Source organism: Streptomyces sp. NPDC029216, assembly GCF_040648015.1.
In the GTDB taxonomy this organism is placed as follows: domain Bacteria; phylum Actinomycetota; class Actinomycetes; order Streptomycetales; family Streptomycetaceae; genus Streptomyces.
Genome location: NZ_JBEZWL010000002.1, coordinates 118,793 through 135,310, shown reverse-complemented (window position 1 = coordinate 135,310; position 16,518 = coordinate 118,793). Strand labels below are relative to the sequence as shown.

Genomic DNA, 16,518 nt, shown 5'->3' with positions numbered 1-16,518 from the left:
CTCCCGCACCGCTGCCTGTCTGCGCAGCGGCCCCCTGCGCAGACCCCGGTGAACATCAGCTGCGGCCACGGCGCCCGGGACCGCAGGAACGGGGCCCCGCGCGGCTACGAGCCGGGGGCGACAGGCCAACCTTGAACGTGTTCAAACCCTCTGGCAGGATGATCCAGCGGACCGACCTGCCCCTCATGGGCAGGGCTGCCATGCACACCCCTGTGCGCGTTCCGCCGCACCCCCGGAGGCCAGCCGCATGATCTTCGCCCTGCTCTTCTTCGCCGCCCTGGCCCTGGTCGCCGTCATCGTGCCCGCTGTCCTCGTCGGGTTCATCGTCGTGGTGGCGAGCCGCCGCCTGCCGCTGTGGGCCCGGAGCGTGCTGCTCCCGGTCCTTTCGGCGGGCTCGGCACTGCTGTGGCCGTGGGTGACGGGGACCGGCAACTACTGGTGGCCTGCTGCCGTGCTGCTGTCGTTCGCCGTGACCTGCACCACTGGTGCCGTGTTCCTTCTGCTCGAAACCCGACGGCGGCACCGGCCCCGTCACGGCGCCGTCTGGATGGGGTATCCCTCCGCAACCCCGGGCAGGTGAACACGGCCGGGCCGGCACTCCAGGTTCGACGCTCGCCCAGCAGGCCGTCGCCGAGCTCCAGCCACCGCCGGCCTGGCTCCACCTCCGCCGGCCCCCGGCAGCTCCAAGGCGCACACCCGCACGCAGCAGGCCCCCGCGCCATGGCGGCTGATGAAGGCGTTGATACCGCTCACCCCGCCAGGGCCGAGGCGACGTGCCAGGAGACGGTCGGTCTGCCTGACGGGGAGGGAAAGGGCGTTCTTGGGGATGCGGAGCGCATCCACCCCAGCTGGTCTCAGGATCAACACGTCGTATGTGCCGTGCCGTACGCGCCGCCCGCAGTGGGGGGAAGGTGAAGTGCCCGACCCGACCAGTAGCCCTCCGGCGCCCCCACCCCCAGGGCACCCGTTCCGCCGTGCGGGTGGATAGCGCCCCACCTAACCTGAGGAGGACGACCTGTCCCGGTCCGGTAGGAGGCCGACGTGAGCCATGCAGACAAGCGACAGCGCCTGTACCGGAAGGCCTGCGTGGGGCTCGCCACGGCAGGTCTCCTCGCCATCCCGGCCGCCGGCGCCGTTGCCGACCCCCCGCAGCCGACCGCCTCGGCGCTGCCCTCGCCCTCGGGCGACTTCCCCGCCCTCGACGACGCGACGGCAGCCAGGCTGGACAGGACCGTCCAGGACGTATTGAAGAAGACCGGTGTTCCGGGCGCCATCGTCGGAATATCCGCACCCGGCAAGGGCGAGTACACGCGAGCCTTCGGCGTGGCCGACAAGACCACGGGACAACCGATGGCGTCCGACTTCTTCTCGCGCATCGGCAGCGAGACCAAGACGTTCACGGTGACGGCCGTGCTCCAGCTCGCCCAGAAGGGAGAGGTGGGCCTCGACAACCCCATCGGTACGTACGTCAAGGGCGTCCCCAACGGCGACAAGGTGACCCTCAGGGAACTCGCGGGCATGCGCAGCGGGCTGCTCAGCTACACCGCGACGCAGCCCTTCTACAAGGCGCTCACCACTGACCCGAAGCGCCACTACGCCCCCCAGGAACTGCTCGACTACGCCTTCCACGCACCCAAGCCGGTGATCTTCGCACCGAACACACAGTTCAACTACTCCAACACCAACCTGATCCTGCTCGGCCTGGTGGTCGAGAAGGTATCCGGGCAGCCGCTCTCCGCGTACATCCGCGACCAGATCCTGCGCCCCGCCAAGATGGACCACACCAGCTTCCCCGACGACGCTGCGTTCCCCGCCCCGCACGCCCAGGGCTACACCCAGCAGACGGCGTCCGGGAAGACCGAGGACGCCACCGACTGGAACCCCTCCTGGGGCTGGGCCGCCGGCGCGATGATCTCCGACCTGCACGACCTGCGGATCTGGGCCAAGACCCTGGCCACCGGCGTCTTCCCCGACGGCACACGGATGGTCAGCCCCGAGATGCAGAAGCAGCGGCTCGACACCCCGCCCACCTCCATCCCCGGTGCCGGCTACGGCCTCGGCATCTTCGACGTGCAGGGCTGGATCGGCCACAACGGTTCACTGCCGGGCTACCAGTCCCTCACCATGTACCTGCCCGAGCAGCAGGCGACCATGGTCGTACTGCTCAACACCGACGTTCCGTACGGGCCGCAGCAGGAGGAACCGAGCACGGTCTTCGGGCAGGCGCTCACCAAGGTCCTCACCCCCGAACACGTCTACAACCTGCCGGCAGCGGTACAGAAGGACATGACGCCCCCACCGACGCCCTGACCGCACCGCGAACGCGCACTTCCGCCCGCCCTCCTGGCCACCATGGGACTACCTGGCGCTGGTCCGGTCGGCGAACCGACAGAGCGTCGCCCAGCCGGCCGCGCAGAGCTGGTAGCCGTGCTCCCGGATCCCGCTGAGCGACTCTTCGTCAGCCCGCCTCCTGGAGCGGGGGCGAGACCGCCCCCTCAGGCCCGCAAGTCTGCGGCAGCCGGCTGACCAGGACAGGGCCCTCTCGGCCGCCCAGCAATGAGGCGATGACGGATTCCCCGCCGCACGAGCAGTTCCACGCCACGGCGCGCCGGGATCAGCAGCGATAGCCCTGGGGAACCTGGAGGACGGCCACGAAGATCCAGAGCAGGACCCCGCTGCCCACCGTGCCCCCGAGGAAGGCGACCGCGAGGTTCCAACGCCCCACCCACCCGATGAGCACCCCCCACCACACGGCCGCCGCGATCGAGAGCAGGGCCCCGTAGAAGATCAGCGCGAGGCCGTTGGCCGCATCGTTCACACCCACATCGCATGCTCGCCACGCAGCCGACAGGAGCACCACCCCGAGCACGCCAGTGACCGCACCAGCCACCGGGGCTGCCACACAACCCCACTGTCCGCGCGTCACTTCCGCTTCCTGACCTGAGGGAAGTCCTCCCCGTTGCGCTGCGCTTGCCAAGCGGCAGCCTCCCGGTAGGGCTGCGGGTCCGTGACCCAGCCGGCCGCGAGGACCAGACGGGAGACGCGGTGGACGGCCAGGAAGCCGAAGGGCCGGTGGAACGAGGCGTGCACCTCCGTGTTCACGTACGTCGGCTCGGGCATGCGGGCGCTGCCTTCGCCCATCTCGAACGCGGTGACCACCGCCGCCTCGAAGCCCCTGTCGGTGAACGCGGCCGTGGCCGACTGCCGGGCCCGGGCCACGGCGACTTCCTTGTCGGTCATACCGGGGAAGTGGCCTGCGGACCGGCCGGTCGCCGAACCCAGCCCGAACACGTCGGCGTGAGCCGTGAGGTCGTGGTCGGCGGCGACGTCGAAGGCCACGGTACGCACGTGGAGCTTCGGCCGCACGGGGTAGAAGTTCCGGACCGCCTCCACCGTGAGCCCGGGCCCGGCTTCGCCTGGGGGGAGCCGGTCGCCGGGTATGAGGGTCCGCCGACCGGCGAGGACGTCCACGCCCGCGGCGAGCACCCGGCCCGCGGGCACGTCCGGTTCACCGAGCAGCAGATGGACGTCGATGCCGCGGTCGCCCACGACGCGGAGGCCGGTGACATGGCCGGCGGAGGTGTCGGCGACACCGACCCGGTCGAGCAGGGACGTGGTACGCGACAGCCCGGCCAGTCGCCGACCATCCCAGGGACCCGAGTACGGGACGGCGCACTCGGCGGTGAAGGGGCGGATCCACCGGGTCGCCAACGCGAGGGCGCTCGCCAGCAGCAGCTGGGTGTCACCGCTCAGGTCGGCCGGCATCCTCGTGATCCGCCCGTTGCTGTGCTCGGCCGCCCAGGCGTCGAGCGCCCGTCGGTCGACGGCCCGCCAGCCGGTCAGCTTCCGGTGGGTGTGCGGCGGCAGCCTGGCGGCCCACTCCTCGCGCACCTTCAGCTGCCTACGGGTCCAGAGGCCCAAGGCCGCGTCGACGCCGCGCAGTCCGCCCAGTGCGGTCAGGAACTCCCGCGCCCTGCCGGCCGCCTGTTCCGCCGGGATCCCGACGGCATCGGCCAGCTCGGCGCGGGCCGGTCCGCTCGCGGCGTCGGCGAGGAACGCGAGCAGGGGCCACACCCCGGCGGCGGAGAAGACCGTACCGCCTGCCGGGCACCCTGCACCCCCCATGGCCTCGGCCGCCCACCGCGCGGTCAACGCGTTGACCGCCTCGACGGTCTCATCGACGCTGCTCCGCGTCCATGCCGGTGCCGGCATCTCGCCCCCTTCGTCGCCATCAACATGATCAACACGCACGAGCCGGCTTCGCCCCACGTCCCGCACCGGCGGCACGGTGCGGATCGCCGCAGAACTCCTTTAGAAAGGAGGCTCCGACGAGTACCCGTCCTCGGCCGGCGGGACAGGAGCGGGCTCGGGCTTTGCGGCCCTCTGCTCGGCCACCGTGGGATGGACGGCTATCGCTTCGGCCGTCCGGCCTTGCCGGACCAGGACCTCACTCAGTCCCTCGCGTGCCTTGATCGTACCGAGGGCCCGTAGTTCAGCGGCGGCGGCGTCGAGACGGCCGGCGGTTTCGAGGAGGGCGGCCTTGACCGCATCACGGCCTCGGCCTCCTGGGCCCGCCCGTGATCGCGAAGGGCGCCGGCGTAGACGTCCAGGACGGTGTGCGCGTGCTGTCCGGTGGCCAGCTCACGCAGCTCGTCGAACCGACCGTGACGGGCAAGGAGCTCGGCATGGGCGGTGAGGGTGTTCTGCGTGAGGTAGTGGTGTGCGGCGATGTCCTCGCCGAGGATCCGGATCGCCTCGTCGGCACGGCCGGCACGCTCCAGGACCCGGGCCTGGAGCTCCTGCGCGTTGGAGAAAGGGTGGTTCCATCGGCTCTCGCCCCGGGCCTGGCGCGCACTGTCGGCGTGCGGGGCGATCAGCTCCAGCACCCGCTCGTCACGGTCCTGGCCCTCAGTGACGTCCACCAGCACGGACAGGGTCCACCATCCGTCGACGTGCGGGACGAGGAGGTCGACGGCCTCGTCCACGTGCCCCGCCCTGACGAGCAACTCGGCGAAGTCATGAAGCTCGGCCTTGGAGGTCCGGGCGGGCGCGTCGGGACGGACCAGGTTCAGCCCTTCCCGCGGCCGTCCCGCCCGGAGCAGGACGTCGGCCTTCGCCCACAGAGCGGGCGGCCAACCCGTCGTGACGAACGGCTCCATCACCGTCAGCGCCCGTCCGAACTCCCCCGCCCGGCACAGCTCCTCCACCGCGCCCTTCGCGCAGAACCACTCGCCGCGGTCCGCGGCCACCTGGATCACCAGGTCGAGGTGACCGTGCTCCAGCAGAAGGCGCACGGTTGACGGCGCGAGACCGCCGAAGTTGTGCGCCTGCCAGGCAAGGTCATCGACGTTCATGGAAGGGAGCGTAGGCGCACCCACTGACATCGGTGCGCCGCCCGCCCACACCCCGTATCACCCATGCGGGCGGCCGCCCTCCATGAAGCAGCTGAACGTCCCCGCACCCTATGCGCGGGGCAGACAGGTCCGATGAGATCAGTCCCGTTCGAACCGGCCCCGGGCACGGACCGCCTCGCGCAGGCGTGCGGCCATCGCGGCTGCCTGGTCGGGCGACGGTGTGAGGACCCCGCGCGCAGATGAAACAAGGGCCGCTCCGCGCCCGTGTCACGTACGTCTCTAGATCCATCGGCTGTCGGTCCATCCCGGCACTCGCCTGCCCTCCGTAGGGGGTACCAGTCTGCCCGGGCGCCCCCATGTAGCCGGTCGAGGATGATGGTGGGGTGTTGGTCAACGTGGAGGCAGCGCAGCCAGCCCAGTCGGGGCCCTTGGCCGTCCGGGTGCACTCGATGCTGGGCACTGTCGTGGCGCTCTGGCAGGGGGCTCCCGGGGCAGTGGGGCGGGAACACCACGTCGAGTGGACCGTGGATGAGGACATCGCCTGGACGGTGAACGCCTGGCCAAGTGCTTCTGATGTTCCTGAGCTGCGGGAAGACGGCGATTGCATCGTGTTTCGTGGGCAGTTGAGCCCCTTCGAAGACGGCGGGGCCGTCCTGGACGTGGGCGGCGCGCGGATCACGTTCGATCTTGCCGAGCCGCCACTGCCGGAAGGCGCCGAAGGATCGTGGGTCGAGATCCGTGCGGCCCGGGACCACGTCACCGTCTGGCCCTACGAATTATGACTACTGACGCGCGGTCAGGTTTCGCTCCGCTTCGGACGTGGATCCACGGGTGAGCCGACGGCTTCGGGTGACCAGGGCGACCAGGGAGAAAGTCGCGCGATCACCCGGATGGCCTCGCGGGCTGAGATGATGTGATCATGGCGATCACCTCTCTGGTTCTGCGACGACGTGTGGATGACCTCGAATCGTCCCTGGCCTTTTATGAAGGGCTGACCGGCGAGTCGGCGGCCCGTTTTGACTTCGCTGGGCTGAAGTTGGCGAGCACGGGCCCCTTCCTGCTCTTCATGGGGCCTGACGAGGTCGCGGAGCGCTTTGCCGGGGTGGCGGCCACGCTGTCCGTCGCGGACTTGGACGCCACGGTCGCAGCCTGCGAGGCGGCCGGGGCCGAGGTGATCGCGGCTCCTGCGATCACGCCGAACGGACGCCGGGCGGTGCTGCGACACCCGGACGGCGGGGTTTTCGAGTACGTGAGCCAGTGACGGCTACGCCCTGGGCCGGGCCGTCGCCGCCATCGCCTACCTGCTCGCGGCGGCCGGTGTGGTGCCCAGCCGCGGACCTGCATCGATGATGAGACTCGTTAAATTTGAGGACTATAGGACAGCCTGCCGGCATCTCCCGCAACGGACCAACGCCTTGGCCTTCGCGCTCAGTTGGTGAGCGTCACACAAGGAAGCCCGACGCTCTCGCCGCCGCGGAAGCCCTCCGCGCACAACCGGGTGCCCGCCGGAAAGTGGCGCTGGGGATACGCCTGGTCGCGGTAGGTGCGGAACGCTGCGACGTCCTCGGACTTCGTCGTCGCGCTCCACCCGTTGGTCGTCCATACCCGTGCGGAAATCCGGTGCGGCTGGTTGGTGTTGACGACCGACACCTCCACCCTGCCCAGATACGTCCCCGTGTCGTACGTCTCGATGCAGACGGAGTGGTTGCACCACTTCCCGTCGGCCGCGGCGGGTGAACCGGTCGCGAAGAGGAGCATGCATGCCGCAGCCGTCGCCGAGATGCCCGTAACGATCTTCCGAAGGGTGGTCATACCTTGATCAACGAGCTTTCGGCTTCCTCGTCACGCCCCGGCCCCACCGCCGGACCCCCGGCCAGGCCTGGCGCCGGAGAGCCGGCAGACGGCGAACGGATCAAGCAGCCGAAGCGCACGCGCCGGCCATGGCCAGGAGCGGCCACCAGCTGGCGGGGACGTCGCGCATGACCAGGGCGCAGTCCAGGGTCGCGCTCCCCGGCGGGAAGCGGTCCGGGTCGTCGAAGAAGGACGAAGTGGCGGAGCGGACCCGGCCGGCTTCCACGTGCCAGGCGTCGGTCCGCAGTTCCATGCCGTCCAGGTGACGGCCGGAGCTCGTGGCCGAGAAGCCCTTGGCCCCGTTTCGGAAGAAGCGGGACGCCTCGGCAAGGTCGGCGAAGAGCTCGCTGCCTCGTAGCTCGTCGGACAGCTCGACGGTGACGTCCACGCGGGTGTCGCCGTCCCGTGTCTCCAGTGCGACGCGCACCTGACCGGGCGTCTCGTGCACCTCGAAGTCTGCTCGGCCGTGTTCGCCGGGGAAGATGCGGCCTCCGGCCCAGACGTTGAGCCGTGAGGCGGTGTCGCGCCGTGGGATGTAGACGCCGGTCTCGACGCCCTCAGGTCCGTCCCACTCGACGGCGATCCGGTGCGCCGCGTTCTCGCTCCGCAGGCCGAACTCCTTGGGTGCCCAAGTGGGCCGGACGCTTCCCAGGCGCAGCAGGCAGATGCCCGCGACCGCGTAGCCGCGCACCAGTTGCGGGCGCAGTGGCCCGGGGAGCAGGCGGGACGCGACTTCCGGGTCGACCCGGTAGTTCACCAGGAGCCGTCGTTCGACGACGCTGGACAGTCGCGGCTGCTTCATGATCCCTCGCTCTGCGCCCCGGGGCGCCATTTGGTGTGGCGGAGCACGATCTGCTCGGGGCAGACGGCGCTGAGGAACCGACCGATGCTCGTGGCCAGGCGGTCCTCGGCCAGGGCGTAGAGGATCCGGTTGCCCTCCCGCCGCTCGGTGACGAGTCCGGCTCCCTTGAGCACGCCGAGATGGCGTGAGATGGAAGGCGCGCTGATCGCGAACCGGGCCGCGATCTCGCCGGCCGCGAGCTCGCCGCCCCGGAGGTCCTCAAGGATCTGTCGCCTCGTGGGATCGGCGAGAGCGCGGAAGGCTCCTGCCTCGTCCTGAGCTTCTGTCATGCCTCTTGTTTAGCATGTTAGCTAAATGGCTAACAAGGGGTTCCCGTCGCCGCTCCTGCGTGCCCGTGCCCGAGCCCGTGCCCGCGCCCTACTGCTTACGTGCTTACGGCACCTCGTTCGGCTGGGTACGGGCGGTGAGGTCGAGGCGCCAGTCGTTGCTGCGCATCCAGCTGCCGCTGTCCCGCGGGTATTCGAAGTCGCAAGCGCCGACGAGGCGGAACCCCAGACGACGGCACAGGGCGTTCGACGAGGCGTTGTCGACGGAGGGGAACGCGTGCAGGCTACGCGGGCCGTCAGGCGTGCGGGCGGCCGCTTCGCGCACGATGTCGATCAGGGCGCGGCCGGCCGCGGCGGCGATGCCCTTGCCCTGGTAGGGAGGCAGGACGTTCCAGCCGGTCTCGTAGATCTGTCGGTCTTGCCAGGCGCGCTGGTGGTAGGCGATGCTGCCGACCATGTCGTCGCCGAACAGCACGGCGAACATGCAGCCGTGGCCTTCCGCCGGCATGGCGAGGTAGCGGCTGTGCCGGGCCAGCAGCTGCTCCTCAGGCTCAGGTCCGCCGACATGCCGGCGCATCTCCGGGGTGTTGATCTTCCGGAGGAGGGCGAGCGCAGGCTCCGACCAGGGCTCAAGGCGAATGTCCATGCGAGGCAGTCTGGCAGAGCCCTGAGTGCCGATCAGCGCAATATTCCTGCGCGGGCCCCCTCCCCGGTGCGGCGAGGGAGAGGGTCTGGCGGTGCGGGGTCTACTTCTGGGGGCCCGTGCCGCAGAGGAGGATCGCCTCACCCAGTCCCTTGACCGTGCCGGTCATCATGCCGATGGCGAGCCCCGGTACGGCGCCGACACCGCCCGCCATGGCGCCGGTCGCCGTTCCCACGACCGTGCCGAGATAGATGCTGCTGCCCAGGTGCTTGAGCATGCACTTGTTCCACTCGTCTTCGGTCTTGGGCTTGTCGAAGAGGCCCGTCGGAGCCATCTTGGCCGTGTCCGGCTTGCCGGCGGGCGTCGCCAGGGCGGTAGCCGGAACCCCGCCGTCGCGCACGGACAGGGTGGGCGGCGTCACGATGCCGGTCACCGTGTCCCCGGCGACGCCTTCGATCGTCTGGGTCAGCCTCTTTCCGTCGAGGGCGAGGCTGACCTCGTGGGTGGCTCCGTTCAGCTCCTGCACGATGCCGGGCCGTACGGTGGCGATGTTCCTGCCGGAGCCGTCGGTGAGCTTGACCGTGTTGTTCTCGACGGTCGCGGTGGCGCCGTCGGGTACGTCGAGGTCGGCGCTCTCGGTCTTGGCCAGGACCTGCGGTTTTACGTCCGCGGCGGTGTTGCCGGTGTCGCTGCCCGGCGTGCCGGCGCTGGTGCGGGCGATGTACATCGTGGAGCCGGCCGTCGAGTTGACGACGGGGACCGTGACGGTCGCGTCCGTGGTCCACGGCTGGTTGTCGGTGTCGAAGGTCCAGGTGCCCGTGACCTTCTTGCCGACCGCCGCGAAGTCGACCCAGGCGTAGTTCTTCGACGGGACGTCCACGGCGATGCCGTTGATCGTCGTCTCGTCCGAGGTGTAGGTCTGCGTCGCGGACAGCTGGTTGGAGATCATGGCCTGGACCGGCGCGGAGACCCCGACGGAGGTGGAGATGCCGGCCGAGTACGACTGGGCCCAGCCGGAGTGGTAGATCGTCGTGAATATCTGCTTCATCGTGCTGTCGGTGCCGTTGTACCAGACGGACGAGGCGATCTGGCGGGGCAGGACCTCGGGCCGTCCCTCGGACTTCTGGGTCCACGAGCAGGTCGACGTCCTCTTGGAACACAGGTCCGCGTAGTAGTCGAGGGCGAGGCTCTTCGCTTCGGCGGCCTTCGCTGCGGGGACCGTCCATTCCTGGCTCGCGCTGCCGTTGCAGGCGTTGGGCTGGGCGAGGATCCCCCACAGGTGGAGGCCACCCCGGTTGTCCATGCAGTACTCGGTGGCGCTGGACTCGTCGCGGCGGACGATCCCGAACGTGTTGGGCTTGCCGTCGACGGGGCGGAAGTGCCACTGCTCGCCGTCCTTGCCGCAGGACTGCTGCGTGGCGGGCTGGGTGGCGTAGACGCACTTCCCGGAGGAGGTGTTGGCGAGGTTGAACGTGCCGGGCGCCCCGAGTTTGATCAGGCGCCAGTTCGTGTAATTGGTGCCGTCGGGGGTGACGGAGATCTGGTTTCCGTCGTTGTTGCCCGTCGCGTTGAGGGTGCCGTCCGTGTTGGCGAACGTGTACGCGTCGGTGGCTGCTGCTGCGGGAGTCGCGGCGAGGGCGAGAGCCGGGGTGATGACGGCGAGGGTGAGGGCGGGGGCCGCTAAGAGCCTTGCGGCACGTGTGAAGTGGGAATTCATGGCAACTTTCGGTTGGTTTCCAGGCCCGAGGACCGAAGGCGACGTCGGTGCGCCCGCCGGCGCGGGAGTGCATGGCATCCGGGACGTCGGCCGTTGAACCGTTCGCTCCGCCAGTCGGCCGAGCCCCTCCGGGGACAGTCACGCATACGCATGCTGCGCCCCGAACCCGGAACGATCCGGAGTGACAAAGCGGTCGGCGGTCGTGATCGAAGAGCCCCGCCGCGCACACAGGCGCGCGGCCGCCGTCCTGCAGTGACGGGGGTCTGTCAGGGCGCGCGGTCGTCAGCCGGCAAGGGCGGGGCCCCAGCAGCCCAGGCCAGCAGCATCCGCAGCGCGTCGTGATGAGGGCCTGCTCGGGATCATCCGTGGGGCGCAGGGTCTCGCAGGCCGGCTCCAGATCCCCGACCACCAGATGGGGGAACCGCCTGGTCCCGGTCCAGGGCCGCGTAGTCACCGAAGAGGGCGCACGCGTTGTGGCCGGGTTTGGCGCGGGGAAACGTGCCGGGCAGCGGACTGCGGTCGGGCGAGGCGGTGTAGATGCCGGGCGGCATCCCCCGACGCTCACTCCGGCGAGCTGGGCGATCTCCTCACGGCGCAGGCCCGCGACCCGGCGCTGGGTTCCGAAATCCGGCAGGGCGACGTCTTCGGAGTGCAGGAGGGAGCGGCGGGCCGGATGACCTTGCCCAGGTTGATCGCTTTGCTCATACGACGAGGAGGTTGCCGATGTGCTTCGGCGCCGGGGGGCCTTGACTGCCGTCCGTCCCTTGGAGAGCGTGGGCCGTGCGTGCTGGTGTGGATGTCGGTAGGCGGATGCGCTGGGGAACGGAGGTCGCCCACGTGGGAGAGAACGAGCGGCGCATGTCGGCCGGTGAGTGGTTCCGCCCCGACGATCCCGAACTCGCGGCCGCCACCCTGCGCAGGGTCGAGCTGTGCGCGCGGTTCAACAACGCTCCGGCCGGACTGCCGCCGGAGCGGCGTGACGCCCTTCTGCGGGAACTGCTCGGCTCGGTGGGCGAAGGGGTCCGGATCCGGCCGCCGTTCCACTGCGACTTCGGCCGCCACATCCGTATCGGTGCCGGAACCTTCGTCAACTTCGGTGCGGTCTTCCTCGACATCGCGCCGATCACCATCGGCGCGGACACCCAGATCGGCCCGAACGTCCAGCTGCTGACCCCCACGCATCCCCTGGACCCCGACCTCCGGCGGGCCGGATGGGAGCGAGGCCTGCCGGTGACCCTCGGCGAGAACGTGTGGCTGGGCGGCGGCACGATCGTCTGCCCCGGGGTGACCATCGGCGACGACACCGTGGTCGGCGCCGGGTCCGTGGTCGTCAAGGACCTCCCGGCAGGCGTCCTGGCCGTCGGGAACCCGGCTCGCGTCGTACGCTCCCTCGACCGCGCAGAGTCGGACCCGGACCCTCCGGACGGGGCGGGTCGAAGTTGACGAACGAGCCCGCCGTCGTAGCCGAGGGCCGGCGTAGGCGGTGGCAGGCGCCAGGGCGGCGGTTATGGCGAACACGGCACCCGGGATGGCCATGCCCACACGGTTCTTGCGCATGCGGAGACCCCTCTCTGGTTGAGCAGGGCATCTCGACGGGCACGCGACTCGGTGCATCGGGTGCTGAGGGGATACTGGCCGGACTCGACGTGGCAGCTGAGGCAGCTTGCCGGCTCTCGCCGCGCGGAGGCGGAGAGCGTACTCGCGTCGATGAGGGGAAGGGGGGACCCATGGCGCAACAGGGGTTCATGGCCGTGAGGCGCATGGATGGACCGGCCGCGGTGCAGGCCCAGGACGCGTTCAGGCTGATCTACGCGGAGGTGTTCGCGGAACCTCCGTACGACGAGACCGAGGACGACGTCGCCGCCGCCTTCCGCCGTTTCCCCGTCCAGGCCGGCAACCCCGCCTTTCACGCTGTCCTGGCCCACGACTCGACGGAGGAGCCGATCGGCATGGCGTACGGCCACCCGCTCCGCCCCGACACGGGGTGGTGGGACGAACTGACCGAGCCCGTGTCCGACGACATGCGGCGAGAGGACGGGCGCCGCACCTTCGGCCTCATGGAACTCGCCGTGCGCGCAGCATGGCGCAATCGGGGCGTTGCGCGGCGTCTGCACGAGACGCTGCTGGACGGCATCGGAGCCGAACGGGTGCTGCTGAACGTCAATCCGGCGAGCAAGGCGGCGCCGGCCGCCTACCGGGCATGGGGCTACCGCAAGATCGGCGAGGCGCGGCCGTGGGGAGGGGAGGCGGACCCCCATGACGTGATGCTGCTCGATCTACGCTGAAAGCCGTCTGCTCTTCTCTGGCGGGGTGCTGCTCCAGAACCGGCGCGCTTCCCGGCGCAGGACCGCTCCACCGCGGTGGAGCAGCTCCCGAGTCGGCTGCGATGGCTTCGGACCTCGATAGGGTGACGCACATGGCCGATGTCACCCCCACGAATCCGCAGGAAGAAGCCGCGCAAGGCCGCGTGGCTCTCTGGCTCTCCGCAGAGGACCTCACGTGGCTGGCACGCCACTGCTGCTGTCCTGAAGACGCATCACCCGAAGACAAGGAGCGGTGCGGCCGCCTCCGATTCAGAGCCGGTGCCGCCCTGCACAAGCAAGGCCCGTGTGACTGACGTTGCTTGACGCCGAAACAGTGCGGCAGCATGCAAGAAGCGCCTGGCCAGAGTCGGCGGAGGCGGGTTCGGGTGCCGCCCTCGTGCACGTATGAACGGGACGCGGAGAAGTTGTGCTGTTTGGCGGACACACCTCGGTCAGCGCGGCTGTGAACCTGACAAATCGTGATGTGTCAAGGGGGTTGGCCGCCCGACCTTTCGGGGGCCAAGCGCAATGATCTTATGTCGGCTTCACGGCAGAGTCGTCGTCGTCAAGCGAACGACCGGCCCAGGCGGGCCTACGATCAGGGGGAAAGCTCATGCACCGCAAGTCCATCGCCACCGCGGCTCTGCTTGCCGCAGCCGTCATCGGGGCGTCCGTCCCCGAGGCGGCAGCACGGACGGTCGACCCGGTGCAGCGGCAGCTGGACCTGCTCGTCAACAGCGACGGGGTCCCGGGCGCGCTGGCGTACGACGGCAGGACGACGCGTACGGCCGGTGTCGCGGACAGGGAGTCGGGCCGGCCCATGGTCGATGCGCGGGGGCGGATCCGGCTGGCCAGCAACACCAAGGCGTTCACCGCGACAGCCGTGATGCGACTGGTGGCGGACGGGCGGATCCGACTCGACGACCGCGCCGGCCGCTACGTGCCGCAGCTCGCCGAACGCCCCATCACCATCCGGCAGTTGCTCAAGCAGACCAGCGGGCTGCCGGAGTACGCCGGGCTGGTCGACTGGACCCGGCCCGGCACACCGGAGGACTACCTGGCCCTCGCGCTCAAGGAGAAGCCGGTCTTCGATCCCGGCAGCGACTGGGGTTACTCCAACACCAACTACCTGGCGCTCGGCATGGTGATCGACAAGGCGTCCGGGGTCGGCTTCCGGACGTACATCGAACGCACGATCCTGCGCCCGCTGCACCTGGACGACACCTACTGGCCCGCCCCCGGCGAGCTGTCGCTGCGTGGACCGCACGCCCGCAACTACGGCATCCACCCGGCCGCCCCGGAGGCCGGCCGAGTGGACGTGACCGAGCTCCCCGGCTACGAGTTCGGCGCATCCGGCGGCCTCGTCTCCACCCCGAAGGACCTCAACGCCTTCTGGGACGGACTGTTCGGTGGCCGCCTCCTGCCCGACTGGGCCCTGCGCCAGATGACCCAGGACACCACCGCGGTCGGCGGACGCGACGTCTACCCGGCGGGCAGCCGCTACGGCTACGGCATCGCCTCGATCCCGCTCAGCTGCGGTGGCGTCTACTGGGGCCACGGCGGCGACCTGCCCGGCAATTCGGTGGGCGGAGGCCGTGCCACGGCAGGCCGTGGGACCGTGACCGTTTACACCACGACCTGGGCGGCCGAGGGCGAGAGCCTGCGCCACCTCCAGGGGGCGGTGGACGCGGCCTTGTGTACCAAGCGTCGCTAGCCGCAACGCCTCGAACGCCCGCCGCCGGCATCGGGCCGGCGGCCGATGTCCGGGCCAGGGTCCCGTGCGCTGTTAGCAGGGACGGCCGCATCGGTGCAACGGGCCGGACATACAGGCCGGTTCGCGGCCTGTGGGCCGCAGCACCATTCTTCGCAGGAGGAAGCGGGTCCTACGGTTACGGACACCCCGGCGCGGCGTTCACCTGCACGGACGGACGCCCTTGCGCGCGGAGCCGTCCACCCGTACAGGGAGCCGCCATGCCGTCGCACGAAGCACGACCGGAGCGAACGTCGCCCACGGTGCGGGCCCGTCCCGCCGAGGCGGGGGGACGACGGCGCCGCAGGGTCGGCCGGATGACCGTGGTGGCGGCTCTGGTGGCGGGGACGGCGTTCGTCGCCCCCGCCCCCGCCGCCCGGGCCGCCGTCCCCCTGCAGAAGGTCGGCGCCTTCGGGCCCAACCCGGGCGCACTGAACATGTACGTCTACCGCCCCGCCGGCCTGCCCCCGGCCCCGGCGGTGGTGGTGGCGCTGCACGGCTGTACGCAGAGCGCCCAGATCTACGCCGACAACTCCGGTCTGACCGAGTTCGCGGACCGGTACGGCTTCCTCCTCGTGTTCCCCGAGACCACCTCAGCCAACAACGGCAACCGGTGCTTCAACTTCTTCGAACCCGGTGACAACCGCCGCGGCCAGGGCGAAGCCGCCTCGATCCGGCAGATGGTCGCGCAAGCGGCCACCGACTACGGGACCGACCCGGCCCGCGTCTACGTCACCGGGCTCTCCGCAGGCGGCGCCATGACCTCCGTCATGCTCGCCGCCTACCCCGACGTGTTCACGGCCGGCGCAGTCGTCGCGGGCATCGCCTACGACTGCGCCGACTCCGTGGCCGGCGCCTACACGTGCATGAATCCCGGCGTGGACCGCACCCCGTCGGCCTGGGCCAACAGCGTCGAGGACGCCTACCCCGGCTACGCCGGGCCCCGGCCGAGGGTGGCCATCTGGCACGGGGACCGCGACACCACGGTCGTCCCGGGGAACGCCGACGAGCTGCGTGATCAGTGGACCGCCGTCCACGGCCTGGGACAGACCCCGGACCGCACCGCCACCCTCGGCCCGAACGGAACGCAGCGCGAGCAGTACCTGGCGGCCGACGGAAGCGTGGCCGTCGAGGTGGACCGGGTGCCCTCCATCGCGCACGGCACGCCGGTGGACCCGGGAACCGGCCCCCAGCAGTGCGGCACCACGGGCACGGCGAACTTCATCCGCTCGATCTGCTCCAGCTACTGGATCACCGGCTTCTTCGGCCTGGACGGCTCCGCTCCACAGCCCGGCGGACTCCCCGCCCCGGACGGGCTGTCCACGACCGGTGTCACCGACACCTCGGTCACCCTGGCCTGGAACGACGTCAGCGCGGCCGCGTCATACGCCGTGTACCGCGACGGGGTCCGGATCGCGACACCCACCGGATCCCCGTTCACCGACACGGGTCTGAGCCCGGGAAGCACCCACACCTACGCCGTGGCGGCCCGTGACGCCGCCGGCGCCGAGGGAGCCCGCTCGGCCGAGACCAGCGCCACCACCACCGGCGCGCCGGCCAGGTGCTGGACGGCGGACAACTACCAGCAGGTCCGGGCAGGACGCGCCACCTCGGACGGTGCCTACGCGTACGCCAAGGGCTCGCACCAGAACCTGGGCCTCTACAACACCTTCACCACGCACACGCTGAAGGAATCACCGGCCGGCTACTACGTCATCGCCGACGGCACCTGCCCCTGATCCCACCCCGCCGGTCGCCCGGTCCCGCTCCGC

16 protein-coding genes and 1 pseudogene are annotated in these 16,518 nt (G+C 70.5%); 8 read left to right on the top strand and 9 right to left on the bottom strand.

Annotated elements, in window-relative coordinates:
* The first annotated feature begins 247 nt into the window (after positions 1 to 247).
* A complete protein-coding gene (locus AB0F18_RS01595; RefSeq protein ID WP_362053490.1) occupies positions 248 to 580 on the top strand; it encodes a hypothetical protein in 333 nt (110 codons plus the stop codon).
* A gap of 536 nt (positions 581 to 1,116) precedes the next feature.
* Positions 1,117 to 2,310: a serine hydrolase domain-containing protein gene (locus AB0F18_RS01590; RefSeq protein ID WP_362053601.1), complete on the top strand. Its 1,194-nt coding sequence runs from the start codon at positions 1,117 to 1,119 to the stop codon at positions 2,308 to 2,310.
* 304 nt (positions 2,311 to 2,614) lie between these two features.
* On the opposite strand, the gene AB0F18_RS01585 is transcribed toward AB0F18_RS01590, so the two are convergent.
* The 3 genes from AB0F18_RS01585 to AB0F18_RS01575 form a co-directional block, all read right to left on the bottom strand.
* Positions 2,615 to 2,818 carry a hypothetical protein gene (locus AB0F18_RS01585; protein ID WP_362053487.1) on the bottom strand — a complete coding sequence of 68 codons (204 nt, stop codon included), beginning with the start codon at positions 2,816 to 2,818 and terminating at the stop codon, positions 2,615 to 2,617.
* A 104-nt stretch (positions 2,819 to 2,922) separates the two neighbouring features.
* Entirely contained in the window at positions 2,923 to 4,212 is a 1,290-nt protein-coding gene (locus AB0F18_RS01580) for a serpin family protein (RefSeq protein ID WP_362053484.1), read from the bottom strand.
* 239 nt (positions 4,213 to 4,451) lie between these two features.
* Positions 4,452 to 5,354, bottom strand: a complete 903-nt coding sequence (locus AB0F18_RS01575) for a hypothetical protein (RefSeq protein WP_362053481.1) — start codon at positions 5,352 to 5,354, stop codon at positions 4,452 to 4,454.
* Between the two features lie 383 nt (positions 5,355 to 5,737).
* Between AB0F18_RS01575 and AB0F18_RS01570 the strand changes: the two genes are divergently transcribed.
* Together AB0F18_RS01570 and AB0F18_RS01565 are read left to right on the top strand one after the other, a co-directional pair.
* Positions 5,738 to 6,136: a hypothetical protein gene (locus tag AB0F18_RS01570; protein ID WP_362053478.1), complete on the top strand. Its 399-nt coding sequence runs from the start codon at positions 5,738 to 5,740 to the stop codon at positions 6,134 to 6,136.
* 137 nt (positions 6,137 to 6,273) lie between these two features.
* Complete coding sequence (locus tag AB0F18_RS01565) at positions 6,274 to 6,615, top strand: VOC family protein (protein ID WP_362053475.1); 342 nt, start codon at positions 6,274 to 6,276, stop codon at positions 6,613 to 6,615.
* Positions 6,616 to 6,782: 167 nt separating this feature from the next.
* On the opposite strand, the gene AB0F18_RS01560 is transcribed toward AB0F18_RS01565, so the two are convergent.
* The 6 genes and pseudogenes from AB0F18_RS01560 to AB0F18_RS01535 form a co-directional block, all read right to left on the bottom strand.
* Positions 6,783 to 7,166, bottom strand: a complete 384-nt coding sequence (locus AB0F18_RS01560) for a hypothetical protein (RefSeq protein ID WP_362053472.1) — start codon at positions 7,164 to 7,166, stop codon at positions 6,783 to 6,785.
* Between the two features lie 100 nt (positions 7,167 to 7,266).
* Positions 7,267 to 8,007, bottom strand: a complete 741-nt coding sequence (locus AB0F18_RS01555; RefSeq protein ID WP_362053469.1) for a DUF2071 domain-containing protein — start codon at positions 8,005 to 8,007, stop codon at positions 7,267 to 7,269.
* On the bottom strand, positions 8,004 to 8,336 hold the full coding sequence (locus AB0F18_RS01550; protein ID WP_362053466.1) for a metalloregulator ArsR/SmtB family transcription factor: 333 nt from the start codon (positions 8,334 to 8,336) through the stop codon (positions 8,004 to 8,006). The genes AB0F18_RS01555 and AB0F18_RS01550 overlap by 4 nt, the downstream gene beginning before the upstream one ends.
* A 103-nt stretch (positions 8,337 to 8,439) precedes the next feature.
* A complete protein-coding gene (locus tag AB0F18_RS01545; protein WP_362053463.1) occupies positions 8,440 to 8,979 on the bottom strand; it encodes a GNAT family N-acetyltransferase in 540 nt (179 codons plus the stop codon).
* A 100-nt stretch (positions 8,980 to 9,079) separates the two neighbouring features.
* The gene (locus tag AB0F18_RS01540) at positions 9,080 to 10,693 is read right to left on the bottom strand and encodes a DUF6861 domain-containing protein (RefSeq protein ID WP_362053460.1); all 1,614 of its coding nucleotides are present in this window, start codon (positions 10,691 to 10,693) and stop codon (positions 9,080 to 9,082) included.
* Positions 10,694 to 11,249: 556 nt separating this feature from the next.
* Positions 11,250 to 11,348: pseudogene (locus AB0F18_RS01535) on the bottom strand (transcriptional regulator); the annotation flags it as partial.
* A gap of 182 nt (positions 11,349 to 11,530) precedes the next feature.
* Here AB0F18_RS01535 and AB0F18_RS01530 point away from each other — a divergent pair.
* The 4 genes from AB0F18_RS01530 to AB0F18_RS01515 all read left to right on the top strand — a co-directional run bounded on the left by AB0F18_RS01530 (position 11,531) and on the right by AB0F18_RS01515 (position 16,485).
* Positions 11,531 to 12,136, top strand: coding sequence for a sugar O-acetyltransferase (locus AB0F18_RS01530; RefSeq protein ID WP_362053457.1), 606 nt, complete (start codon positions 11,531 to 11,533; stop codon positions 12,134 to 12,136).
* Positions 12,137 to 12,420: 284 nt separating this feature from the next.
* The gene (locus tag AB0F18_RS01525) at positions 12,421 to 12,978 is read left to right on the top strand and encodes a GNAT family N-acetyltransferase (protein ID WP_362053454.1); all 558 of its coding nucleotides are present in this window, start codon (positions 12,421 to 12,423) and stop codon (positions 12,976 to 12,978) included.
* Positions 12,979 to 13,609: 631 nt separating this feature from the next.
* Positions 13,610 to 14,710 (top strand): serine hydrolase domain-containing protein, encoded by a 1,101-nt coding sequence (locus tag AB0F18_RS01520; RefSeq protein WP_362053451.1) that lies wholly within the window; start codon positions 13,610 to 13,612, stop codon positions 14,708 to 14,710.
* Between the two features lie 353 nt (positions 14,711 to 15,063).
* Positions 15,064 to 16,485, top strand: coding sequence for a PHB depolymerase family esterase (locus AB0F18_RS01515; RefSeq protein ID WP_362053448.1), 1,422 nt, complete (start codon positions 15,064 to 15,066; stop codon positions 16,483 to 16,485).
* The last annotated feature ends 33 nt before the right edge of the window (positions 16,486 to 16,518 follow it).

Excerpts from the sequence above, each read along its gene's own strand:
- AB0F18_RS01555 (WP_362053469.1), bottom strand. The coding sequence starts at position 8,007 with ATGAAGCAGCCGCGACTGTCCAGCGTCGTCGAACGACGGCTCCTGGTG.
- AB0F18_RS01565 (WP_362053475.1), top strand. The coding sequence starts at position 6,274 with ATGGCGATCACCTCTCTGGTTCTGCGACGACGTGTGGATGACCTCGAA.
- AB0F18_RS01525 (WP_362053454.1), top strand. The coding sequence starts at position 12,421 with ATGGCGCAACAGGGGTTCATGGCCGTGAGGCGCATGGATGGACCGGCC.
- AB0F18_RS01595 (WP_362053490.1), top strand. The coding sequence starts at position 248 with ATGATCTTCGCCCTGCTCTTCTTCGCCGCCCTGGCCCTGGTCGCCGTC.
- AB0F18_RS01515 (WP_362053448.1), top strand. The coding sequence starts at position 15,064 with ATGACCGTGGTGGCGGCTCTGGTGGCGGGGACGGCGTTCGTCGCCCCC.
- AB0F18_RS01545 (WP_362053463.1), bottom strand. The coding sequence starts at position 8,979 with ATGGACATTCGCCTTGAGCCCTGGTCGGAGCCTGCGCTCGCCCTCCTC.
- AB0F18_RS01550 (WP_362053466.1), bottom strand. The coding sequence starts at position 8,336 with ATGACAGAAGCTCAGGACGAGGCAGGAGCCTTCCGCGCTCTCGCCGAT.
- AB0F18_RS01560 (WP_362053472.1), bottom strand. The coding sequence starts at position 7,166 with ATGACCACCCTTCGGAAGATCGTTACGGGCATCTCGGCGACGGCTGCG.
- AB0F18_RS01520 (WP_362053451.1), top strand. The coding sequence starts at position 13,610 with ATGCACCGCAAGTCCATCGCCACCGCGGCTCTGCTTGCCGCAGCCGTC.
- AB0F18_RS01540 (WP_362053460.1), bottom strand. The coding sequence starts at position 10,693 with ATGAATTCCCACTTCACACGTGCCGCAAGGCTCTTAGCGGCCCCCGCC.
- AB0F18_RS01580 (WP_362053484.1), bottom strand. The coding sequence starts at position 4,212 with ATGCCGGCACCGGCATGGACGCGGAGCAGCGTCGATGAGACCGTCGAG.
- AB0F18_RS01575 (WP_362053481.1), bottom strand. The coding sequence starts at position 5,354 with ATGAACGTCGATGACCTTGCCTGGCAGGCGCACAACTTCGGCGGTCTC.